Below are 17,913 nucleotides of genomic sequence, written 5' to 3' on the forward strand. Positions count from 1 at the left end.
TACGAACGCTAGTCATTGCGTGTGATAGTTCGCCAGAGTCTCGAGGTGGTGCTTGATTGAGAGCTTCTTCACGTATCCGAGCCCAGGGAAGTGCTGGCGCGCGTGCAAGTCGCGAAACTCGTGAACTGCTGAGGTCTCTATCACCTTTGAATCGACCTGATTGACCTCGGCGATGAGCTTTCCGAGCGCCTCTGAGAACTTTCCGGCAGGATCGACCGGTGTGTTGTTCGTGTCCGACTTGAAGTGATAAACGAACATCGCGTCTTCTTGCTGAGGATCAATGAACGTCAGGTGAATCGCGACAGCGTAGGCAGGGCCACCCCCTCCGCGTAGTGATCACCGATCGTTAGAAAGTCACCGTATCCGTCTGCGCCCTGCTCCTCGAAGGTAACGTGCAGGTCGGAGAACCGGTCGATTAGGTCGTAGTCGGCGTTCTTCTTTCGTTCAAACCCGTCTTCTACAAGGATTCGACGTCCACCTCTGAAAGGACGACGATAAAGCAAATTCCGGGAGTCTAGGAATACGTGTGTGTAGTTAGTCGTTGGGAGGCCATTCGCGAGCCCGCGACCATCAGTGAACCCAGCATGAACCAACGTGAGCGGTCGAGAATCATGCTGCGCGACTAGAGACAAAGCTGTTTCGGTAGTCATCGCATTGGTGAGCAACAAGGCCGGCGATATCCCATCATTACCCTCATAGTTCTCGCGAAGGTAGCCGGCAAGGCCTTCGCCGTCGTGGCGATGATCACCGTGCCGCGGATTGACGATCACAGACGCGGACGCGCCTTGAATCACGAGTTCTTGAAGCGTCCTGTGAAGCCCGCTAAAGGTCTCCCGAACCGGCTCAATAATTGGGTTGAACCCGGCATCAGCGATGACACTCGCGGACTCTTTGATCGCCAAGAGCTCGAACTGCTTACCGCGGAAGAACGGAAAGTACATAAAGATGTGTCCTAACTCCAGGCGAGAACAGTAGAGAGTGTCTGCCAAGTGGCCGACTGCAAGTTCTTCTGCGCGCTTGACGAGAGGTCGGCAGAGAGAATCGCGGCACTCAGAGGTTTGGGAAGCTGCTTGATGAACGGCTCCAACCCGGCGCGCGATCTACTTGACTTCAGCACTGTTACGGCCTTCGCATGAACATCAACTGAGCGAAGCTCGGCGAACACTGCGCGCAGCTCGCTCCAGCGACGTGTGTTCGGCACATCGGGGAAGGGCACGTTCAGTGCTTGCAGGACTCGTATCGCTTCATCGACCCGCAGCGTGGCGAGGATTGACAGTGAGCGGGTTCGCTCCGGCAGGTTCACGGCCTCTCGGACAGATTGAACCCGAAACCTAGACGACAGGACGAGCACGCCTACGTCATCCGGTGCGAGACGCAATACCTCGTCCGCCTGCGCAGGGCTGGTTACGATGTTCACGCTCGCAAACACCGATCGGTAGTCTGCGAGCTGACTCGGAAGCCGCTGGAACGAGTCGCGTTCGGACTTTATCTCGTACGCGGTCGAGGTCCCATTCAGAACAACGACATCTGCTTTGGAGCTCCCGGCTCGCAATTCGTTTAGAACCGTCGTTGTCCGGAGATTGTGCTTGCCTAGGACGATCTTCTGCGTGACGGCGGACCGATAGACATAATCGTCACGGTTCCCAAGCTGCCTTAGCGTCGAGAAGGCCAGCTCGAATACATCGGCCAGTGACGCATTGGAGGGGAGTTCCTCGGGATGCGCGTCTCCGTGAGCAAGCGCGCCAACAATGGAGATCGGCCCTCCTTGCCAAGTTCGCGCACTACGGAGGGCGAAAAGATCCGGGACAGGGCTGCCAACTCCCGCTTCGTGGAGGCGATCATGGTGTCCTACTCGTTGGGCCTGGGTCGCCCTCATTCTAGCTAGCAGGTAGCCGGACGTGCGCGCGACTCACTCATCAGGAGGCAGGGCGTCTATCAGCCGACGTCGGACCTCCGCCCAGCGACTGCGCGGCGGGATACCCGCCGCGCAAGGACGCGCAGAACTCCGCCTATGCTGACCGCTCGCTTGTGCGTACTTTTGCTGAATGTGTTCAGCTTGGGGGCGAGTGCGTCGCCGTCACCCGATCGCGTGCTCGTGCACGCCCGTGCTCGCTGAGACCCCGTTGAGGTCGAGGTACAGCTGACCTTCGGTGACCGACACGGTGGCGGTGTTGCGGCGGGCGAGGGCGGCGACCGCCGTGTCGATGAAGGCGGGCTCGAACGAGCGCACGACGATGTCGCCGGAGCGGTGGATGGTCTTGCCCTCCCACGCGGCGAGCACCTTCGTCGGATCGCGGTGGGTGTACACGGCGACGCGGCCTGCGAGCTTGCTGCCGAAGTGCAGGCGTGCGGCATCCGGGGCTCCGACTTCGATCCACGCGGTGACGCTCCCGGTCGCGTCACGCACGAGCACCGCCGGTTCTTCGGTGGAGGAGATGCCGCCGCCGAAGGCGATGCCTTCTTCGAGCTCGAGGCAGTAGGCGAGCACTCGCGTCACCATGTAGGCGTCGGTCTCGGACGGATGCCGCGCCACGCGCAGCGTGATGCTGTCGTAGACCCCACGGTCGACTTCGGCGACGTCGATGTCGAAGGTGTGGATCGTCGCGCCGGCTGCCATGGGGTCGAGCCTACGGGAGGGCGAGAGTCGCGTGGCCAGGGTAACGTGAGCGCTCTTCGAAGCCGATCGTCGCGTCGATCGCGCGAACGTCTTCGCCCGGTCGGGGCTCGCCGCAACCGAACTCGGCATGGCTGCAGACTAGCTGCAGGTAGTCCAACGCCGAATCGGCCCTGGACGGCGGAGAGCGACATCGTCGGCGCGGGCGATGGCGTCGACCCGTCTCCGCTGCGCGCTGCCATGTCATCCTGCCCCCGATAGGATCGGGGGAACCGGGCTAGACCCGGTCTGATTCGGCGTAGGAGGTCGCTCGTGACTGAGCCTTGGCTCTCGGCTGACGATATAGCGACTCACCTCGGCGTGACGAAGGACACCGTCTACGCCTGGATCGCAGAAAAGGACATGCCCGCCCACAAGGTCGGTCGCCTCTGGAAGTTCCAGGCGACCGAGATCGACAAGTGGGTGCGTAGCGGTCGCGCGGGAACGGTGGACGAAGGGTGACCGACGTGCCACACAACCAAATCGTGTCCACGCGATGCCGAGCAGGTGTTACGCGATGAGGCTCAACCTGAAGTCCGTCGAGGAGCGCGTCCGCCCGCTCGGCGGGCGCAGCAGCTACGACCGCGAGTTCATCTTCGAGATGCTCGCCGCCTACGGGCGCTCGTCGAGCAACATCACCCGGCTGCGCAACGGCTCGCTCAACGTCGCGGACGATCCGACCACCGAGGTCGCGCAGAAGAACGTCGTCTACTTCAAGGAGACGACGGACGACCTCTACGCCGTCATCGACGATCTTCGCAGTGCGCCTCCTGTTGTGCGCTACAGCACGCGCTTCGTCATCGTCACGGACTACAGCGACCTTCTTGCCGTCGACACGAAGACCGGCGAGACGCTCGCCATCCCGATCTCGGACATCGACAAACACTTCACCTTCTTCTTGCCCTGGGCAGGCATGGAGAAGGCGCAGTACGTTGCCGAAGCGCACGCTGACGTCAAGGCCGCCGAGCGCATGGCGAAGCTGTTCGATGAGCTGCTGGCGATCAACCCCGAGCTCAACACCACGATAATCGGCCGCCATGCCCTCAACGTCTTCTTCACCCGCCTCCTGTTCTGCTTCTTCGCGGAGGACACCGGCATCTTTCGCGAAGGCCAGTTCACCGGGGCCGTTGGCACGCTTACGCAGCCCGATGGCTCCGACGTCAGTCAGCTCCTGACCGATCTCTTCACCGCGCTCGACACGGCAGATACAGCTGACAAGCCGACGCACCTCGCCGGCTTCCCCTATGTCAACGGGCGCCTGTTCGCGGTCGAGGCACATCACACAGTGCCGGCCTTCAACAAGAAGGCTCGCGACCTGCTGCTGGAGAGCGGTCGACTGCTCTGGAACGAGATCAACCCCGACATCTTCGGCTCCATGTTTCAGGCGGTCGTCACGCCCGGCCAGCGTTCCGATCTCGGGCAGCACTACACGTCGGTGCCGAACATCCTCAAGACCATCGAGCCGCTGTTCCTCGACGGCCTCAAGGAGCAGTTCGACGCCGCCTTCGATAGTGTGTCGAAGCTTGAGGCTCTGCTGCGGCGCATCGCGCAGATCAAGGTATTCGACCCCGCCTGTGGCTCGGGCAACTTCCTGGTCATTGCCTATAAGGAGTTGCGCAAGGTCGAGCACGCCATCCTGGAGAGACTGACGCAGCTCGACCTGCGGCACCAGACGCTGTACGCCGAGTCCAAGATCAACATCGAGAACTTCTACGGGCTCGAACTGGATGACTTCGCCGTCGAGGTCGCAATCCTCTCGCTCTGGATCGCCAAGCATCAGATGAACCGCGAGTTCTTCGAGAAGTTCAGGCTCAACATCCCGCTCATCCCGCTGAAGGAGACCGGGCAGATCAAGCAGGGCAACGCCGCCCGTGTCGACTGGAATAGCGTCTGCCCGAACAATGGATCGGAAGAGATCTACCTAATCGGGAACCCGCCGTACGCGGGTGCGAAGGTTCAGAGCAAGGATCAGAAGGCAGACTACGATCACGTCTTCGGCAGGCGTCCTTACTCCAAGAATCTCGACTACATCGCGCTGTGGTTCGTCAAGGGTGCTGACTACATCGTGGGTACGAAGGCGGAGCTCGCCTTCGTGACAACCAACTCCGTTGCCCAGGGCGAGCACGTCGGCCTCATATTCCCGATGATCTTCGACATGGGCCTGGAGATCGGGTTCGCCTACACCTCGTTCAAGTGGGAGAACAACGCCAAGCGAAACGCTGGCGTGACGGTCGCGGTCATCAACCTCCGCAATACGGGGCCGGGACTGAAGTACATCTACACCGATGATCTTCGCATCGAGGCACAGAACGTCAATGGCTATCTTGCTGACGGCGTCAATGTAGTCATCGAGCGGCGCAAGACGCCGCTTGGCGCTGCGCTTCCTGGGATGGTTTTCGGCTCGATGCCTCGTGACGGCGGTGGCCTCATACTGTCACCGGTTGAGCGAGAGCAGATGATCGCTGACGACCCGCGTAGCGAGCAGTTCATCAAGCGCTACATGGGGTCTTCGGAAGCTATCAGCGGTGGCGAGAGGTACTGCTTGTGGATTCCAGATACCTCAGCCGCACTTGCGCGATCGATCGCTCCCATAGCCGCTCGGCTTGATCGCGTCGCCTCCGAACGCGCCCAGAGCAAGGCTGGGAGCACCGCTGCATATGCGGCACAACCCCATCGCTTTGTGCAGATCAGCTACAAGCCGACCGAGTCGATCATCGTTCCGAGCATCTCGTCTGGGCGGCGCGAGTACATTCCGGTGGATTACCTCAGCCCAGAGACAGTCATTTCGAACAAGGGCTTCGCGGTCTACGACGCCGAGCCTTGGGTGTTCGCCGTTCTGACTTCGAAGATGCACATGGTGTGGGTGAACGCCGTTTCGGGTCGGATGCGTGAGGACTACCAGTACTCCAACACGATCGTCTACAACAACTTCCCGGTGCCGCCTCTGACTGCTCCTGCCAAGGAGAAGCTCACGGACGCTGCCCTTCGTGTGCTCGATGTGCGCGAGTATCACTCGGAGAAGACGTTGGCGGAGTTGTACGACCCCGACCTGATGCCCGACGATCTTCGGCTGGCGCATCAAGAGCTGGACGAGCTCGTCGATTCCGTGTATCGCAAGCGGGGCTTCGACAACGACGAAGAGCGTCTGTCGTATCTCTTCGGTATGTATGAACAGTTGAATGCCGAGGAGAAGCGCAAGTGACCGCGATCAAGAAGCCGACGAACGTCGTCAATGTGCAGTACGCGCAGACTGGCAGCAGCGTCCACACCAACGAGCTCGGCATGCGCGAGATGCAGCAGCGGGTGTGGGCGGAGCGTGGTGCGCAGTATCTGCTGGTCAAGGCACCGCCGGCCTCGGGCAAGTCTCGCGCCCTGATGTTCGTGGCGCTCGACAAGCTCTACAACCAGGGCCGAAAGAAGGTCATCGTCGCCGTGCCGGAGCGCTCTATTGGCGGCTCGTTCGCGACGACCAATCTGACCCAGTTCGGCTTCTTCGCGGATTGGGAGATCAAGGAGAAGAACAACCTCTGCACACCCGGCTCTCCTTCGGGCAAGGTGCAGCAATTCATCGACTTCCTAAACGGACCGGATGCCACGCTCGTCTGCACTCACGCGACGCTGCGTTTCGCCTACGAGAAGCTTCCCGCGTCGGCGTTCAATGGCACGGTGCTCGCCATCGACGAGTTCCACCACGTCTCCGCTGACACGGCGAGCAACCGCCTGGGTGACCTGCTCAAAGGTGTGATGGCCGGTTCGGACGCGCACATCGTCGCGATGACGGGCTCCTACTTCCGTGGCGACTCGGTGCCGGTGCTGGTGCCGGAGGACGAGGCCAAGTTCACACCGGTGACGTTCAACTACTACGACCAGCTCAACGGGTACGAGCATCTGAAGTCACTTGGCATTGGCCATCACTTCTACCAAGGCCGCTACACCAGCGCCATCGGCGAGATCCTCGATCTCGACAAGAAGACGATTCTCCATATCCCCAACGTCAACAGCGGCGAGTCGACCAAGGACAAGATCGAGGAGGTCGGCTTCATCCTCGACGCGATCGGTGAGGTGGTTAGCCAAGAGGAGACCGGCATCCTGCGGATGCGACGCCGCGACACTGGGGAGATCCTGCGGGTGGCGGATCTCGTCGATGACACCGATCAGGTCGAGCGCGCCGAGACGCTGCACTACCTGACGTCGGTTGCGTCGAAGGATCGCGACGCCGTGGACATCATCATCGCGCTCGGTATGGCGAAGGAGGGCTTCGACTGGCCGTTCGCGGAGCATGCCCTCACTGTGGCTACCGGGCGTCGCTGACCGAGGTCATCCAGATCATCGGCCGGGTGACGAGAGACAGCCCCGGCAAGAAACACGCGAAGTTCACCAACCTCATCGCTCAACCCGACGCGACCACCGACGAGGTGAAGCTGTCGGTCAACAGCATGCTCAAAGCGATCACGGCGTCCCTACTCATGGAGCAGGTGCTCGCGCCGAACTTCACCTTCAAGACCAAGACGGGCAACGATGACGCCCCGAAGCCAGGCGAACTGCGCATCAAGGGCTTCAAGGAGCCCTCGACAGACCGTGTGAAGCAAATCGTCGCCACCGACCTGAACGACCTCAAGGCGACGATTCTGCAGGACGACACCTTCGTCAAAGCAGCGGCGGGCAACCTCGACGCCGAGGTCACGAACAAGGTGCTGATCCCGAAGATCATCCGCGAGCGGTATCCCGACCTCAACGAGAGCCAGGTCGAGGAGCTGCGTCAGCAGGTCGTCGTGGACTCGGTGATCAAGAATGGCGAGGTGAAGGAGGTTGGAGACAAGCGGTTCATCAAGATGTCGGACAAGTTCGTCAACATCGACGACATCGACATCAACCTGATCGACACGGTGAACCCATTCCAACGCGCCTTCGAGGTTCTCTCCAAGTCCGTAACACCGCAGGTGTTGCGCATCATCCAGGACACCATCACGGCGACCCGAATCGAGATCACTGAGGAAGAGGCGCTCCTGCTCTGGCCCAAGATCCAGCAGTTCGCCAAGGTTAACCGGCGCCAGCCTGACGTGCGCAGCGATGACCTGACCGAGAAGCGCTACGGTGAGGCGCTGCTGTTCCTGCGTAAGAAGAAGCGTGAGCACCAAGCCCAGCAGAGATTGCAGGAGTCATGAGCGGCGTCGACTTCCAGAGCATCTTCGACTCGGACGAAGACGGCCTCCTCGATACTCCGGAGAAGGCGCCCAAGCTGACGAGTTCCGATCGGCTGGAACGGTCGTTCCTGGAGATCGTCGAGTTCTATCGCGAGCACGGTCGGGTACCACGCTCGGACACCCGAGAGATCGCAGAGCGCAAGCTTGGCGCTCGGCTCGACGGTATCCTGGCGAACGAGGACAAGATCGCCGCGCTGAAGCACCTCGATGAGTTTGGGCTGCTCACAGAACCGGAAGCGCCAGCCTCGCTCGATGATCTGCTCGACGGTGACGATCTCGGGCTGCTCGATGACGGCACGGGGATCCTCGACACCTCTGACCTGCCACAGCGCAAGAGTCCCGAGGCGACCGCTGATGCTGCGCAGCGCGTTCGCGCAGAGGATTTCGAACAGTTCGAGCCGCTGTTCCAGCAGAAGCATGCGGAGTTAGCCGACGGTACCGCGAAGCTCGTGTCTTTCCCGGGTATGCAACACATCGTAGAGGGATCCTTTTTTGTCCTTAACGGGGTGATGCTCTTCATTGCCGATGTTGGCGAGACTCAGTACAAGACGACCACGGTGCGCGTGAACCGACGTGAGCGGTTGCGCGTCATCTTCGAGAACGGGACTGAGTCCTCGATGTATCGCCAGTCGCTCGGTATCCGCATGGGCGAGGGACACGGCCAGGCTGTCGTCCCTGCCGCGTTTGAGTCGATCCTCGCCGACGACGTCGCGACGGGATACGTCTACGTCCTGCGCTCGCTGAGCGACGACCCGCAGATCGCAGGCATCGCGGACCTCCACAAGATCGGGTTCTCACGTGGTCCAGTGGAAGCGCGGATCGCCCACGCGGAGAAGCAGCCTACGTATCTCATGGCTCCCGTGGAGATCCTGGCTAGTTATCGCACATACAACATGAAGACCTCGGCCCTGGAGAATCTTCTGCACCGAGTGTTTGCCGAGGTCAGACTCGACGTCAGCCAGGTCGGCAAAGACGGACGCCGCTACGAACCTTCTGAGTGGTACGTTGTTCCGCTCGAGGTGATCGACCAGGCGGTGGCAATGATCGCGTCGGGCGGCATCGTCGACTTCGAGTACGACATGGTTAACAAGGCGCTCAAGCCGCGGGTGTGATGGTGAGCTACGCAAGTTAGAACGGGAGCAGACCGCTAGTGGACGCAAAGACCTACCCTCTTCAAGAGATCCTCAAACCCGAGCGCCGATACGTCATCCCGACGTTCCAACGAGACTACGAGTGGACTCGTAAGGGCCAGTGGGAACTACTCTTCGATGACCTCGCTACCACCGCCGACCGACTGATTGAGGTGCGTACGAGCGGTGCCGAAGGGTCGACACTGAAGTCGAAGGAGCAGAGCATTTCACCGCACTTCCTCGGTGCCATCGTCTGTGCGAGCCTCCCGTTCGCGACGGGTGGGGTTGCTCTTCGATCTGTGATCGATGGGCAACAGCGGCTGACAACGATCCAACTCATGATCCGTGGGTTGCTCGACGTACTAAACGAGTCGGGTTCGGAGCGAACGAAGTCGGTGCGACGGATGCTGTTCAACCCCGATGATGTCGTTGAGTCATCAGAAGAGATCTTCAAACTGTGGCCCCGGCGCAAGGATAGGGAAGTTTGGCCATCCGCGATGGGCGACGAATCTTCAGTGACGCAGACCGACCATCTGTATATGGAAGCGCGTCATTTTTTCGCTGATGCGGCGCGCGAGTACGCGTTGGAGGGCGACGAGATCGACCTGGGTAGGTTGGCGGCTCTTGCAGACGCGGTGTCAAGTCTCTTCAAGCTGGTCGTTATCGATCTTGATGACAACGATGATGCGCAAGTCATCTTCGAGGTTCTCAATGGTCGGCAGACACCCCTTTCGGCAATCGACCTCGTCAAGAATCTGCTTTTCCTGCGGGCAGAGCTCGACGAGGAGGACGTTGAGAAGCTCTACAACGACTATTGGGCACAGTTCGACGACAAGTGGTGGAAGGAGACTATCGGGCGCGGCCACGCGGCGCGTGGCCGTCGCGATGTCCTCCTGTCGGTCTGGCTGACCGCCGCGACCGGTGAGGAAGCTAATGTTGGCCACCTGTACCGGGAAGCGCGAACCTATCTCAACGACGGTCCGGACACGCAAGATGCTCTCGAGGAATTGGACGCATTTGCGCAGGCGTATCAGACCGTTTACGAGAAGCTCCCAGCCCCGGACAAGCGACTAACAGTCGCCTACCGTCGGCTGCGTGCCCTCGACATCACGACCGCCGTCCCGTTGCTGACGTGGCTCGCAACGCTGGCGGAGGAGGAGTTGTCGCTGGAAGACCATGTTCATGCGGTGCAGGCCATCGAGTCGTGGGCTTTGCGGCGCGCACTCGTTGGCTGGCAGACACGTGGGTATGGTGCGCTGCTAGCTAAGATCCTCAAGGACGCAAAGGCGGCTCTTCGTAGTGGCGGGAATATCGTTGGTACCGTCCGGGGAGCCTTGCGTGACAACGCGTTGACCTGGCCGACCGACGACGACGTGCGACGAGCCTTTGATGGACGACAATTTTACAACGGCATGGCGCAAAGCCGTATCCGTGTCCTCCTGGGGTCAATCGACCAGCAGTTGCGGTCAGAGAATCCCCACGAACCCGAGGCGATTGTCGAGTACGACGCCCTGCAAATCGAGCATGTTATGCCCCGGTCGTGGGTCGCTCACTGGCCGATCTTCGACGAGAAGACGCATCCGGTCGCCGCCGACGACTCTGACCCTGATTGGGTTGTGCGGAGGGATGAGCGTGACGCGATTGTGGATCGGATCGGAAATCTGACGCTTGTGACCGGTACATTCAACAACGACGTCTCCAATCTCGGCTGGGACATCAAGCGACCTGAGTTCCAGAAGCAGCGCAGTCTCGTCATCAACTACGACATCGCCGCGTCAGAGTCTTGGGGAGAGGACTCGATTGCGCAACGGGCGTCGATTTTCGCGGACGTTGCCATCCGCATCTGGGGTTCACCACCAATCGCCCGCGAACCAGATTGATGGCAGTGCCATACATCAGTGACCTTGCCTTGCGATGATCTCGCACGTGGTGGGAACCTGCATTCCGAGCGATCGATGCGTCGCTTTGGCGGCACAAAGGCTCTCGATGTCGCATACGTGACTGTTGCTGACAGGGCGGATTCAATTGGTCGTCGCAACACCTCGAGTGGGAGGTGTGTGATGGGACGTCGTCAGCAGGATGCGGATCGGGCGATCAGACCGAAGTTGCGGTCGCCGGGCACACCGCCGATCTCTCGAGAGGTGCAGCACAGGTTCTGGGTCGAGATCGCGAAAGGGTTGCTGCCTGAAGAGGCGGCGGCTCGGGTTGGGGTGTCGCAGCCGGTCGGTGGGCGGTGGTTCCATAACGCTGGCGGCATGCCGCCGTTCGATCTGAGCAAACCACCCTCCGGCAGGTATCTGTCATTCGCGGAGCGGGAGGAGATCGCGATCCTCAACGCGCAAGACTGCGGTGTTCGTGAGATAGCCCGACGCGTCGGACGCGACCCGGGGACGATCTCCCGCGAGCTGCGGCGCAACGCTGCGACCCGGGGCAGCAAACGGGACTATCGAGCGTCCGTCGCGCAGTGGAAGTCGGACATCGCCGCGAAGCGACCCAAGGTCGCCAAACTCGTCGCGAACCCGAGACTGCGGGATTACGTTGAGGAACGTCTCTCCGGGCAGATCGTGATGCCCGACGGTGCTGTCGTGGCTGGTCCTGAGGTGCCGAAGTTCACGGGCCGGAACAAGCCGCACCGGAAGGACCGGCCGTGGTCGTGGGCGTGGAGTCCTGAGCAGATCGCGAACCGGATCCGCATCGACTTCCCGGATGATGATTCCATGCGCATCAGCCACGAAGCGATCTACCAGTCGCTCTATATCGAGGGGCGGGGCGCGCTCAAACGCGAGCTGGTGTGGTGTCTGCGTACCGGACGAGCGCTCCGCGCCCCACGGGAACGCTCCAGGCGCAAGACCTGGGCCCACGTGACCCCGGAGACGCTGATCAGTGAGCGTCCCGCTGAGGTTGAGGATCGCGCCGTTCCCGGGCATTGGGAGGGCGACTTGCTGATTGGACTGGAACGTTCTGCGGTCGGCACCGTCGTCGAACGTGCGACTCGTTACACGCTGCTTGTTCACCTCCCACGCGAGGAAGGCTACCGGCATAAGGAGACCCCGAAGAACGGGCCAGCGCTGGCCGGGTATGGCGCGGTGACGATGGCGAAAGCGCTGACGAACACGATGTCGACGCTGCCGGAGCAGCTGGCCCGGTCGTTGACCTGGGATCGCGGCAAGGAGATGTCTGCGCACGCCCAGTTCCGAGTCGAGACCGGTATCCCGGTGTTCTTCGCCGACCCACAATCACCTTGGCAGCGCGGCACGAACGAGAACACCAACGGCCTGCTCCGCCAGTACTTTCCGAAAGGCACGGACCTCTCGCGATGGTCCGCCGAGGAGATCGACGCCGTCGCCTATGCCCTCAACACAAGGCCACGCAAGACGCTCGGCTGGAGGACACCAGCCGAGGCATTCAACGAGCAGCTACTGTTGCTCCAACAACCCGGTGTTGCAACGACCGGTTGAACCTGGTCAGTGATCGTCGTCGTCGTGGTTGTTGGGTTTCGAAAGACTCTAGAAGGGCACGAGCCGTCGAGGAATCGGCCCGCGCAGCCACTATTCGCCGAGCTGAGTCGAATCCCGCAAATGAGCTCCCCCTCTTTTGATGTGCGGACTCAGCGTGCCAGAGTCCTCCGACATTCGCGGCGCCGCGCACCTGTCACCGCCATTGAGAGGGCGGCAGCCCGCTAGCATCCGAAGCATGACCCGAATGATTCCGCTGCGCCCGCGCAAGGGTGCGAACGTGTCGGAGAAGCGCATCTTCGACGCGTTCGCCGGGGCGACCGGTGCAACTGTCGATAATCGGCGTGAAACGGTGCCGGCATTGAAGCTGCGTTTCGTCTCGCTTCGCTCGCTCAACGACCGGAGGTAGCGGGGCGGGGGATCGTCGTCATCGAGGCGAAGAACCCCGAGTACGTCGAGTACAAGGACGGCGAGTGGCGGCTCGACCGCGTGCCGAACCCGGGCAAGAGCCCGTTCGATCAGCTGGATGGCAGCATCCGGAGCCTCCGCGGCTACTTGAAGCAGCGCGAGATCCTCGTCGGGGACGAACCCATCGCGCGGCTCGTGTGGTTCACCTCGCTCGGTCGGCACCAGTTCCACAACTCCACCCCGGGCGACATGCAGTTCTTCGAGTGGGAGCTCGCGTGGCGCGACGACCTGCAGCATCCGACCGCGCTCGTCGAGAATGTGCTCGGCGAGTACGACGCCTGGTACTCGCAGGTCGACGGGGTCGCGCACAACCCCGACACGATGACCGCCGAGCACGTCGAGACCATCGCCGCGGCGCTGATCGGCGACTTCGAAGGCGGGCGCACCCTCGCCGACCGCAAGCTCGAGCGCCTCGACGACGAAGGCAGCCTGCTCAAGCAGCAGCGGACCGTGCTCGACACGATCGACCGCAACGACCACATCTACTTCGACGGCCCCGCCGGCACCGGCAAGAGCTACCTGCTCGCCCAGCTCGCCAAGCGCTGGCGGCTCGCACCCTCGTCACCTGCTGGAACCTGCTCATGGCCGACGAGCTGCGCGACACGCTCCGCACGAACCGCGACGTGGTCGTCGCCGACCTGAACACGCTCATGCTGAAGATCGCGGGGCTCGACGAGAACCCATCGGATGCCGGCCGGCAGTGGTACACGGAAGAACTCCCGCGCCTCGCGATCGCTGCGCTCGCCGAGGACCCTTCACGCGGCGCCTACGACGCGATCTGCGTCGACGAGTTCCAGGACATCGCGGGCTTCCCCGCCGTGCTCGACCTGCTGCTCGCACTGTCGTCGACGGGGTCGGCGACGGGGGTGAAGCTGGCGTTCGCCGGCGATGCGCGCCAACAGATCCTCCGGCCCGCGGCCGAGCAGGTGGACCCCTACGCGGTCGCGCGGGAGCGCGTGCCCGACCTCGTGCATGTGGCTCTGCGACGCGGGCTTCGGCAGGTCAGCGGCCTGGCGGCATCGGCCGAGAACCTGCTGTCGCGGCGCTTCGGCTACCTGGGTCACCGGGTGACCTCGACGATCGACAAACCGCTGGCGATCAAGAACGCCGCGGATGCGAGTGAGGCCGCGGGTGCGCTCGCCGAAGCCCTGCGGGAGCTGCTCAAGGAGCATCAAGCACACGACATCGTCGTGCTCAGCCCTTTCGGGGAACACCGCTCGCTGGTGGGCAGACTGCTGGCCGCCGAGCACTTCACGAAGGAGGAGCGCTGGCTGCGCGAGCGCCTGCGCCCGGTATCAGGGGAGGGCCTGCGGTGTCGGATGCCGCGGCATCCGACTCTCCGGCCACCCCGCCCGCACCCGCGCCCCAGGCGCCGTCGGGCCGTGTGCGCTGGGGCTCGATCTTCAAGTACAAGGGCCTCGACGCGGAGGCCGTGGTCCTCACCGATGTCGGCGACGACGCGATCGCCTTCGTGCGCGAGCAGGGGCTCGACTGGTTCGACCTGCTCTACGTCGGCCTCACGCGGGCGCGGTATCGGTGCGTGGTCGTCGCGGGGTGACGGCGCCGTCTCCCTCTGCGCCGAGACCGAGCCGAACCGGGACCGTCTCGGCCGTGCTTCGTCGCGGGGATGGCACGGCGGCGCCGTCAACGGCGGAATCGGGCGACGAGGGCATCCTTCATGCTCACGAAGAGATCGCGGAAGAGTTCGCGAAACTCAGGGCTCACCAGCGCCAGGAAACCGACGAAGAGCGGCAGCGTGATCAACGCCAGCACAAGGCCCGCCAGCACAAGGACGACGAAGATCATGTCGCCTCACCTCCCCTTGATGTCGTGGATTCAGCATGCCAGTCGCATCCGACATCGCGCGGGGAGCCGTCGCGCAGGCGACCGGTCCTTCGGGGTCGTTCGGTGGCCCCTTCACGCTGCGCCGGCCGCGGCACCCGATCGCAACGTCGGCGGTGCTCGCTACACTGAGGGCTCAGACGGCAGAGGCGATCGTGTCGGATGCCGCAGACAGCCTGGGGAGGTGCGACGTGTCGGGCAACCCTCCCGCGCCGTACGGGCCCCCTCCGTACGGGCAGCCTTCGCAGCCGCCGCGCTACGCTCCGCCTCCGCAGTACGGCGCGTCGCCGTATGTGAACCTGCCCGCTCCGGTCGTGCCGGGCGGCGGCGTCCCACCGGAGGGCGACAAGAACTATCTCCTCACGGTGCTGCTCTCGTTCTTCTTCGGGATGTTCGGCATCGACCGCTTCTATCTCGGCAAGGTCGGTACGGGGCTCGCGAAGCTCTTCACGTTCGGCGGATGGGGATCTGGTACCTCATCGACCTGCTCATGACGCTCTTCGGAGCGCAGCGCGATGCGCAGGGGCGACGGCTGGCCGGCTACGAGAAGAACAAGACCACGGCCTGGATCATCGTCGGCGCGGTCTTCGGAGCCGGGGTGCTCGCCAACATCCTTCTCGTGACGATCGCCGCTTCGGTCGGGAGCGACGGCCCGACGCCGTTCGGGTGGGGCCTGCTCGGGCTGATCGCGGCCGGGGGCGTCACGCTGGGCGCGATCGCGATCGGGCGCCGTCGCAAGAAGAACCGTGCGGCGGAGGCAGCGCGGGTCGTCGATCCGGTGCCCGCGCGCATCCGCGCGCGTCTCCATGCGCTGGCGGCACTGCGGATGCAGTTCACGCAGAGATCCGTCGCGGGCGATCAGGTCGCAGGCGCCGTGGGCTCCCAGATCGACGCTCTCGTGCAGAACGTGAGCGAGCTCTTCCGGCGTCTGGCGGCCAAGTCCGACGCGCAGCAGCGAGGCATCGCCGAGGTCGAGTACGACGACAAGCTCGCCAGGCTCGCGAGGGCCTTGGGCGATGACTATCTGCTCGACCTGCTCGCGCATCCGCGCCTCTGGGAGGACCCGGACCGTCGCGCCCGCGAAGTGCAGAGCGCGCTCGGAGCGGTCGATGCGCAGGTGATCGCGAACATCCGTCAGGTCAACGCCCACCGCGGCCTCGTCTTCGAGGTCGCGCTCGACGGACTCATGGGTCCGCGCAAGGCGCACGACGACTGGCAGCGCGACTTCGACCAGGCGGCGGGGGACCGGTAGTTCATCCGGCGCTTCGACAGCACCGGCCGCTTCGCGCTTCCGCGGAATCCACGCATCGCATCGCCTGGCTAAGTTGTACACTTTTATGTACATAATCGCGCAATGTGGCGTGCGCGAGTCACTCACACAGACACGGAACCGGAGGTGAGAGCCATGGAGGTCATCCCGGTTGCCGAGGCCCGCGCGGGTCTCTCCCGCGCGCTCGCCGAGTTCCGACAGGACCCGGATGCCGCGCCCGTGATCATCGGATCCCACCGCAGGCCAGAGGCGGTGCTGCTGCCGTACGACGCGTATATGCAGTTTGCGGCATCCGATGCTCCGGGGCCGACCCTTGACCGTCTGCGCCGACTCGCGCCGATCATCGGGCGACTGGCGCAGATGTCTCGCCTGAGCGAGGTTCGCGTGTTCGGTTCGGTCGCGCGGGGCGAGCAGGCCGCCGGCAGCGACGTCGATCTGCTCGTCACGCCCGACCCTGACGCCACGCTGTTCGACATCGCGCAGTTCGAGATCGACATGGAGGCGCTGATCGGCACCCCGGTCACCGTCGTACCCGTGACCTCGCTGGATGCCCAGCGAGACGCGCATATGCTTCGCGAGGCGGTCGTGCTGTGACGCAGGCCGGCCCCGACGACGTACCGGATCGCTCCGAGCGCTGGCTGGCCGACCTCGCAGACGCCCTCCGTCAGGCCGCCGAGCTCGCCGATCGAGGCAAAGACGCCTACCTCGATGACCCGGCGATCCCCCTGGCGTTCGAAGCGCTGTCGAACCGCGTCGGAGACCTGGCGAAGAGGCTCGTGACATCGGATGCCGCACGCTTCTCTCACCCGTCATGGCGAGCGGCCGCGCGCCACCGTGACTTCGTCGTGCATCACTACGATCGCGTGGATGAGGAGATGCTCTGGCGCACGGTGACCGACAGCTTCCCGGCGCTGGCTGTGCTGGTGCGGGAGGAGCGGGGACCGCTAAGGGATGATCCCCTGCTTCCGCGCCGCCGCCACCGCGGCGTGCCGTGTCGAGGCGTCCAGCTTCGACATCGCGGCGCTCAGGTAGCTCTTCACAGTGCTCTCGGTCAGGCCCAGCACGTGGCCGACCTCGGCGTTGCGGTAGCCGAGCGCGGCGCAGGCCAGTACGTCGATCTCGCGCGGTGAGAGCTTGACGTCGGTCATCGCCTGCTGCGCACCCGACAGGCTGAGCCCGGCCAGGCGCCGCTCGACCGCCTGCAGCTTCTCGCGCAGCGCCGGGTCCTCGACGCCGGCGGCGATCGTGCGCAGCTCGGCGTAGCTCTCGCGTAGATCCTGCTGCTGTGCGGGCGCGAGCCGCGGCGCGATCTCGGCCTCGGGGGCGACGAGCGCGAGACGGCGGGCGACCTCGTCGCGCACGCGGATCTCCTGCCCCAGCTTGTCGGCGATCGCGAGAGCGGGTTTGGCGAACACGTCGCCCACCGGCGCGAAGGAGTGCGAACCGCCGTAGAGGATGCCGCGGGTGCGTCCGGAGACGACGACCGGCACCGCCAGCAGCGTCACGATGCCCTCGGGCAGCACCCGGTCGTCGTAGTCGTGCGTGATGTGCTTGGACGTCTCGTAGTTGCCCGTGATGCGCGGACGCCGCTCGGCCATCGCCTTGCCGCCGAGGCCGCGCTCGGGCTGGATGCGCAGGCCGTCGAGGCTGTGCGTGCGGTTGCCGACGAGCGAGGCGATCGTCACCGCGCCGCCGTATTCGAGGCCGCCGAAGGCCAGCGGGAAGTGCGTCGCCGCGGCGAGGTCGGCGACCGCCTCTTCGAGCAGCTGCTGCTCGTTGGGCTCCTCAGGTCGCCGCATCCCTCGCTCCTCGTCGAGTGTCTTCGCCCGGGACACCCCCAACTTTCGTAGGTGGTACGCCCCCGGTCGCGATTCGTACCGTGAACCCTACC

The 17,913-nt window shown here is 63.5% G+C and carries 16 protein-coding genes and 2 pseudogenes; 14 read left to right on the top strand and 4 right to left on the bottom strand.

Annotated elements, in window-relative coordinates; all coding sequences use genetic code 11:
• Nucleotides 1-12: 12 nt before the first annotated feature.
• The 3 genes and pseudogenes from KAE78_RS07785 to KAE78_RS07795 all read right to left on the bottom strand — a co-directional run bounded on the left by KAE78_RS07785 (nucleotide 13) and on the right by KAE78_RS07795 (nucleotide 2,617).
• Nucleotides 13-941, bottom strand: a pseudogene (locus KAE78_RS07785) (sce7725 family protein).
• Between the two features lie 11 nt (nucleotides 942-952).
• The gene (locus tag KAE78_RS07790; protein WP_223170449.1) at nucleotides 953-1,876 is read right to left on the bottom strand and encodes a sce7726 family protein; all 924 of its coding nucleotides are present in this window, start codon (nucleotides 1,874-1,876) and stop codon (nucleotides 953-955) included.
• Between the two features lie 201 nt (nucleotides 1,877-2,077).
• Nucleotides 2,078-2,617 carry a YaeQ family protein gene (locus tag KAE78_RS07795; protein WP_223170450.1) on the bottom strand — a complete coding sequence of 180 codons (540 nt, stop codon included), beginning with the start codon at nucleotides 2,615-2,617 and terminating at the stop codon, nucleotides 2,078-2,080.
• Nucleotides 2,618-2,926: 309 nt separating this feature from the next.
• Here KAE78_RS07795 and KAE78_RS07800 point away from each other — a divergent pair, with 309 nt between their 5' ends.
• The 14 genes and pseudogenes from KAE78_RS07800 to KAE78_RS19580 form a co-directional block, all read left to right on the top strand.
• The gene (locus tag KAE78_RS07800) at nucleotides 2,927-3,115 is read left to right on the top strand and encodes a helix-turn-helix domain-containing protein (protein ID WP_223170451.1); all 189 of its coding nucleotides are present in this window, start codon (nucleotides 2,927-2,929) and stop codon (nucleotides 3,113-3,115) included.
• A 55-nt stretch (nucleotides 3,116-3,170) separates the two neighbouring features.
• Complete coding sequence (locus KAE78_RS07805) at nucleotides 3,171-5,855, top strand: DNA methyltransferase (protein WP_223170452.1); 2,685 nt, start codon at nucleotides 3,171-3,173, stop codon at nucleotides 5,853-5,855.
• Nucleotides 5,852-6,964 carry a DEAD/DEAH box helicase gene (locus tag KAE78_RS07810; RefSeq protein ID WP_223170453.1) on the top strand — a complete coding sequence of 371 codons (1,113 nt, stop codon included), beginning with the start codon at nucleotides 5,852-5,854 and terminating at the stop codon, nucleotides 6,962-6,964. The genes KAE78_RS07805 and KAE78_RS07810 overlap by 4 nt, the downstream gene beginning before the upstream one ends.
• Nucleotides 6,965-6,990: 26 nt before the next feature.
• Entirely contained in the window at nucleotides 6,991-7,818 is an 828-nt protein-coding gene (locus KAE78_RS07815; RefSeq protein ID WP_223170454.1) for a hypothetical protein, read from the top strand.
• Nucleotides 7,815-8,969: a GIY-YIG nuclease family protein gene (locus KAE78_RS07820; RefSeq protein WP_223170455.1), complete on the top strand. Its 1,155-nt coding sequence runs from the start codon at nucleotides 7,815-7,817 to the stop codon at nucleotides 8,967-8,969. The genes KAE78_RS07815 and KAE78_RS07820 overlap by 4 nt, the downstream gene beginning before the upstream one ends.
• Before the next feature lie 38 nt (nucleotides 8,970-9,007).
• A complete protein-coding gene (locus KAE78_RS07825; protein ID WP_223170456.1) occupies nucleotides 9,008-10,867 on the top strand; it encodes a DUF262 domain-containing protein in 1,860 nt (619 codons plus the stop codon).
• A gap of 180 nt (nucleotides 10,868-11,047) precedes the next feature.
• Nucleotides 11,048-12,445, top strand: coding sequence for an IS30 family transposase (locus KAE78_RS07830; RefSeq protein ID WP_223170457.1), 1,398 nt, complete (start codon nucleotides 11,048-11,050; stop codon nucleotides 12,443-12,445).
• Nucleotides 12,446-12,689: 244 nt separating this feature from the next.
• Nucleotides 12,690-12,851 (top strand): hypothetical protein, encoded by a 162-nt coding sequence (locus KAE78_RS07835; protein WP_223170458.1) that lies wholly within the window; start codon nucleotides 12,690-12,692, stop codon nucleotides 12,849-12,851.
• An 80-nt stretch (nucleotides 12,852-12,931) separates the two neighbouring features.
• Nucleotides 12,932-13,552 carry a hypothetical protein gene (locus tag KAE78_RS07840; protein ID WP_223170459.1) on the top strand — a complete coding sequence of 207 codons (621 nt, stop codon included), beginning with the start codon at nucleotides 12,932-12,934 and terminating at the stop codon, nucleotides 13,550-13,552.
• Entirely contained in the window at nucleotides 13,492-14,670 is a 1,179-nt protein-coding gene (locus KAE78_RS07845) for a hypothetical protein (RefSeq protein WP_223170460.1), read from the top strand. The genes KAE78_RS07840 and KAE78_RS07845 overlap by 61 nt, the downstream gene beginning before the upstream one ends.
• An 81-nt stretch (nucleotides 14,671-14,751) precedes the next feature.
• Nucleotides 14,752-15,246 (top strand): TM2 domain-containing protein, encoded by a 495-nt coding sequence (locus KAE78_RS07850; RefSeq protein WP_223170461.1) that lies wholly within the window; start codon nucleotides 14,752-14,754, stop codon nucleotides 15,244-15,246.
• Nucleotides 15,213-16,004 carry a hypothetical protein gene (locus tag KAE78_RS07855; protein ID WP_223170462.1) on the top strand — a complete coding sequence of 264 codons (792 nt, stop codon included), beginning with the start codon at nucleotides 15,213-15,215 and terminating at the stop codon, nucleotides 16,002-16,004. Before KAE78_RS07850 ends, KAE78_RS07855 begins: the two co-directional genes overlap by 34 nt.
• Nucleotides 16,005-16,157: 153 nt before the next feature.
• On the top strand, nucleotides 16,158-16,616 hold the full coding sequence (locus tag KAE78_RS07860) for a nucleotidyltransferase domain-containing protein (protein WP_223170463.1): 459 nt from the start codon (nucleotides 16,158-16,160) through the stop codon (nucleotides 16,614-16,616).
• Nucleotides 16,613-16,891, top strand: a pseudogene (locus KAE78_RS19580) (hypothetical protein); the annotation flags it as partial. The gene KAE78_RS07860 and the pseudogene KAE78_RS19580, both read left to right, overlap by 4 nt.
• A gap of 75 nt (nucleotides 16,892-16,966) precedes the next feature.
• Here the strand turns inward: KAE78_RS19580 and KAE78_RS07870 are convergent.
• Nucleotides 16,967-17,821: a LuxR C-terminal-related transcriptional regulator gene (locus KAE78_RS07870; protein WP_223170464.1), complete on the bottom strand. Its 855-nt coding sequence runs from the start codon at nucleotides 17,819-17,821 to the stop codon at nucleotides 16,967-16,969.
• Nucleotides 17,822-17,913 lie beyond the last annotated feature (92 nt).

Origin of the sequence: Microbacterium sp. NIBRBAC000506063, assembly GCF_017968845.1 — a bacterium.
Taxonomy (GTDB): Bacteria; Actinomycetota; Actinomycetes; order Actinomycetales; family Microbacteriaceae; genus Microbacterium.

Excerpts from the sequence above, each read along its gene's own strand:
- KAE78_RS07830 (WP_223170457.1), top strand. The coding sequence starts at position 11,048 with ATGGGACGTCGTCAGCAGGATGCGGATCGGGCGATCAGACCGAAGTTG.
- KAE78_RS07795 (WP_223170450.1), bottom strand. The coding sequence starts at position 2,617 with ATGGCAGCCGGCGCGACGATCCACACCTTCGACATCGACGTCGCCGAA.
- KAE78_RS07835 (WP_223170458.1), top strand. The coding sequence starts at position 12,690 with ATGATTCCGCTGCGCCCGCGCAAGGGTGCGAACGTGTCGGAGAAGCGC.
- KAE78_RS07845 (WP_223170460.1), top strand. The coding sequence starts at position 13,492 with ATGGCCGACGAGCTGCGCGACACGCTCCGCACGAACCGCGACGTGGTC.
- KAE78_RS07855 (WP_223170462.1), top strand. The coding sequence starts at position 15,213 with ATGGGGATCTGGTACCTCATCGACCTGCTCATGACGCTCTTCGGAGCG.
- KAE78_RS07805 (WP_223170452.1), top strand. The coding sequence starts at position 3,171 with ATGAGGCTCAACCTGAAGTCCGTCGAGGAGCGCGTCCGCCCGCTCGGC.
- KAE78_RS07870 (WP_223170464.1), bottom strand. The coding sequence starts at position 17,821 with ATGCGGCGACCTGAGGAGCCCAACGAGCAGCAGCTGCTCGAAGAGGCG.
- KAE78_RS07820 (WP_223170455.1), top strand. The coding sequence starts at position 7,815 with ATGAGCGGCGTCGACTTCCAGAGCATCTTCGACTCGGACGAAGACGGC.
- KAE78_RS07860 (WP_223170463.1), top strand. The coding sequence starts at position 16,158 with ATGGAGGTCATCCCGGTTGCCGAGGCCCGCGCGGGTCTCTCCCGCGCG.
- KAE78_RS07790 (WP_223170449.1), bottom strand. The coding sequence starts at position 1,876 with ATGAGGGCGACCCAGGCCCAACGAGTAGGACACCATGATCGCCTCCAC.
- KAE78_RS07850 (WP_223170461.1), top strand. The coding sequence starts at position 14,752 with ATGCCAGTCGCATCCGACATCGCGCGGGGAGCCGTCGCGCAGGCGACC.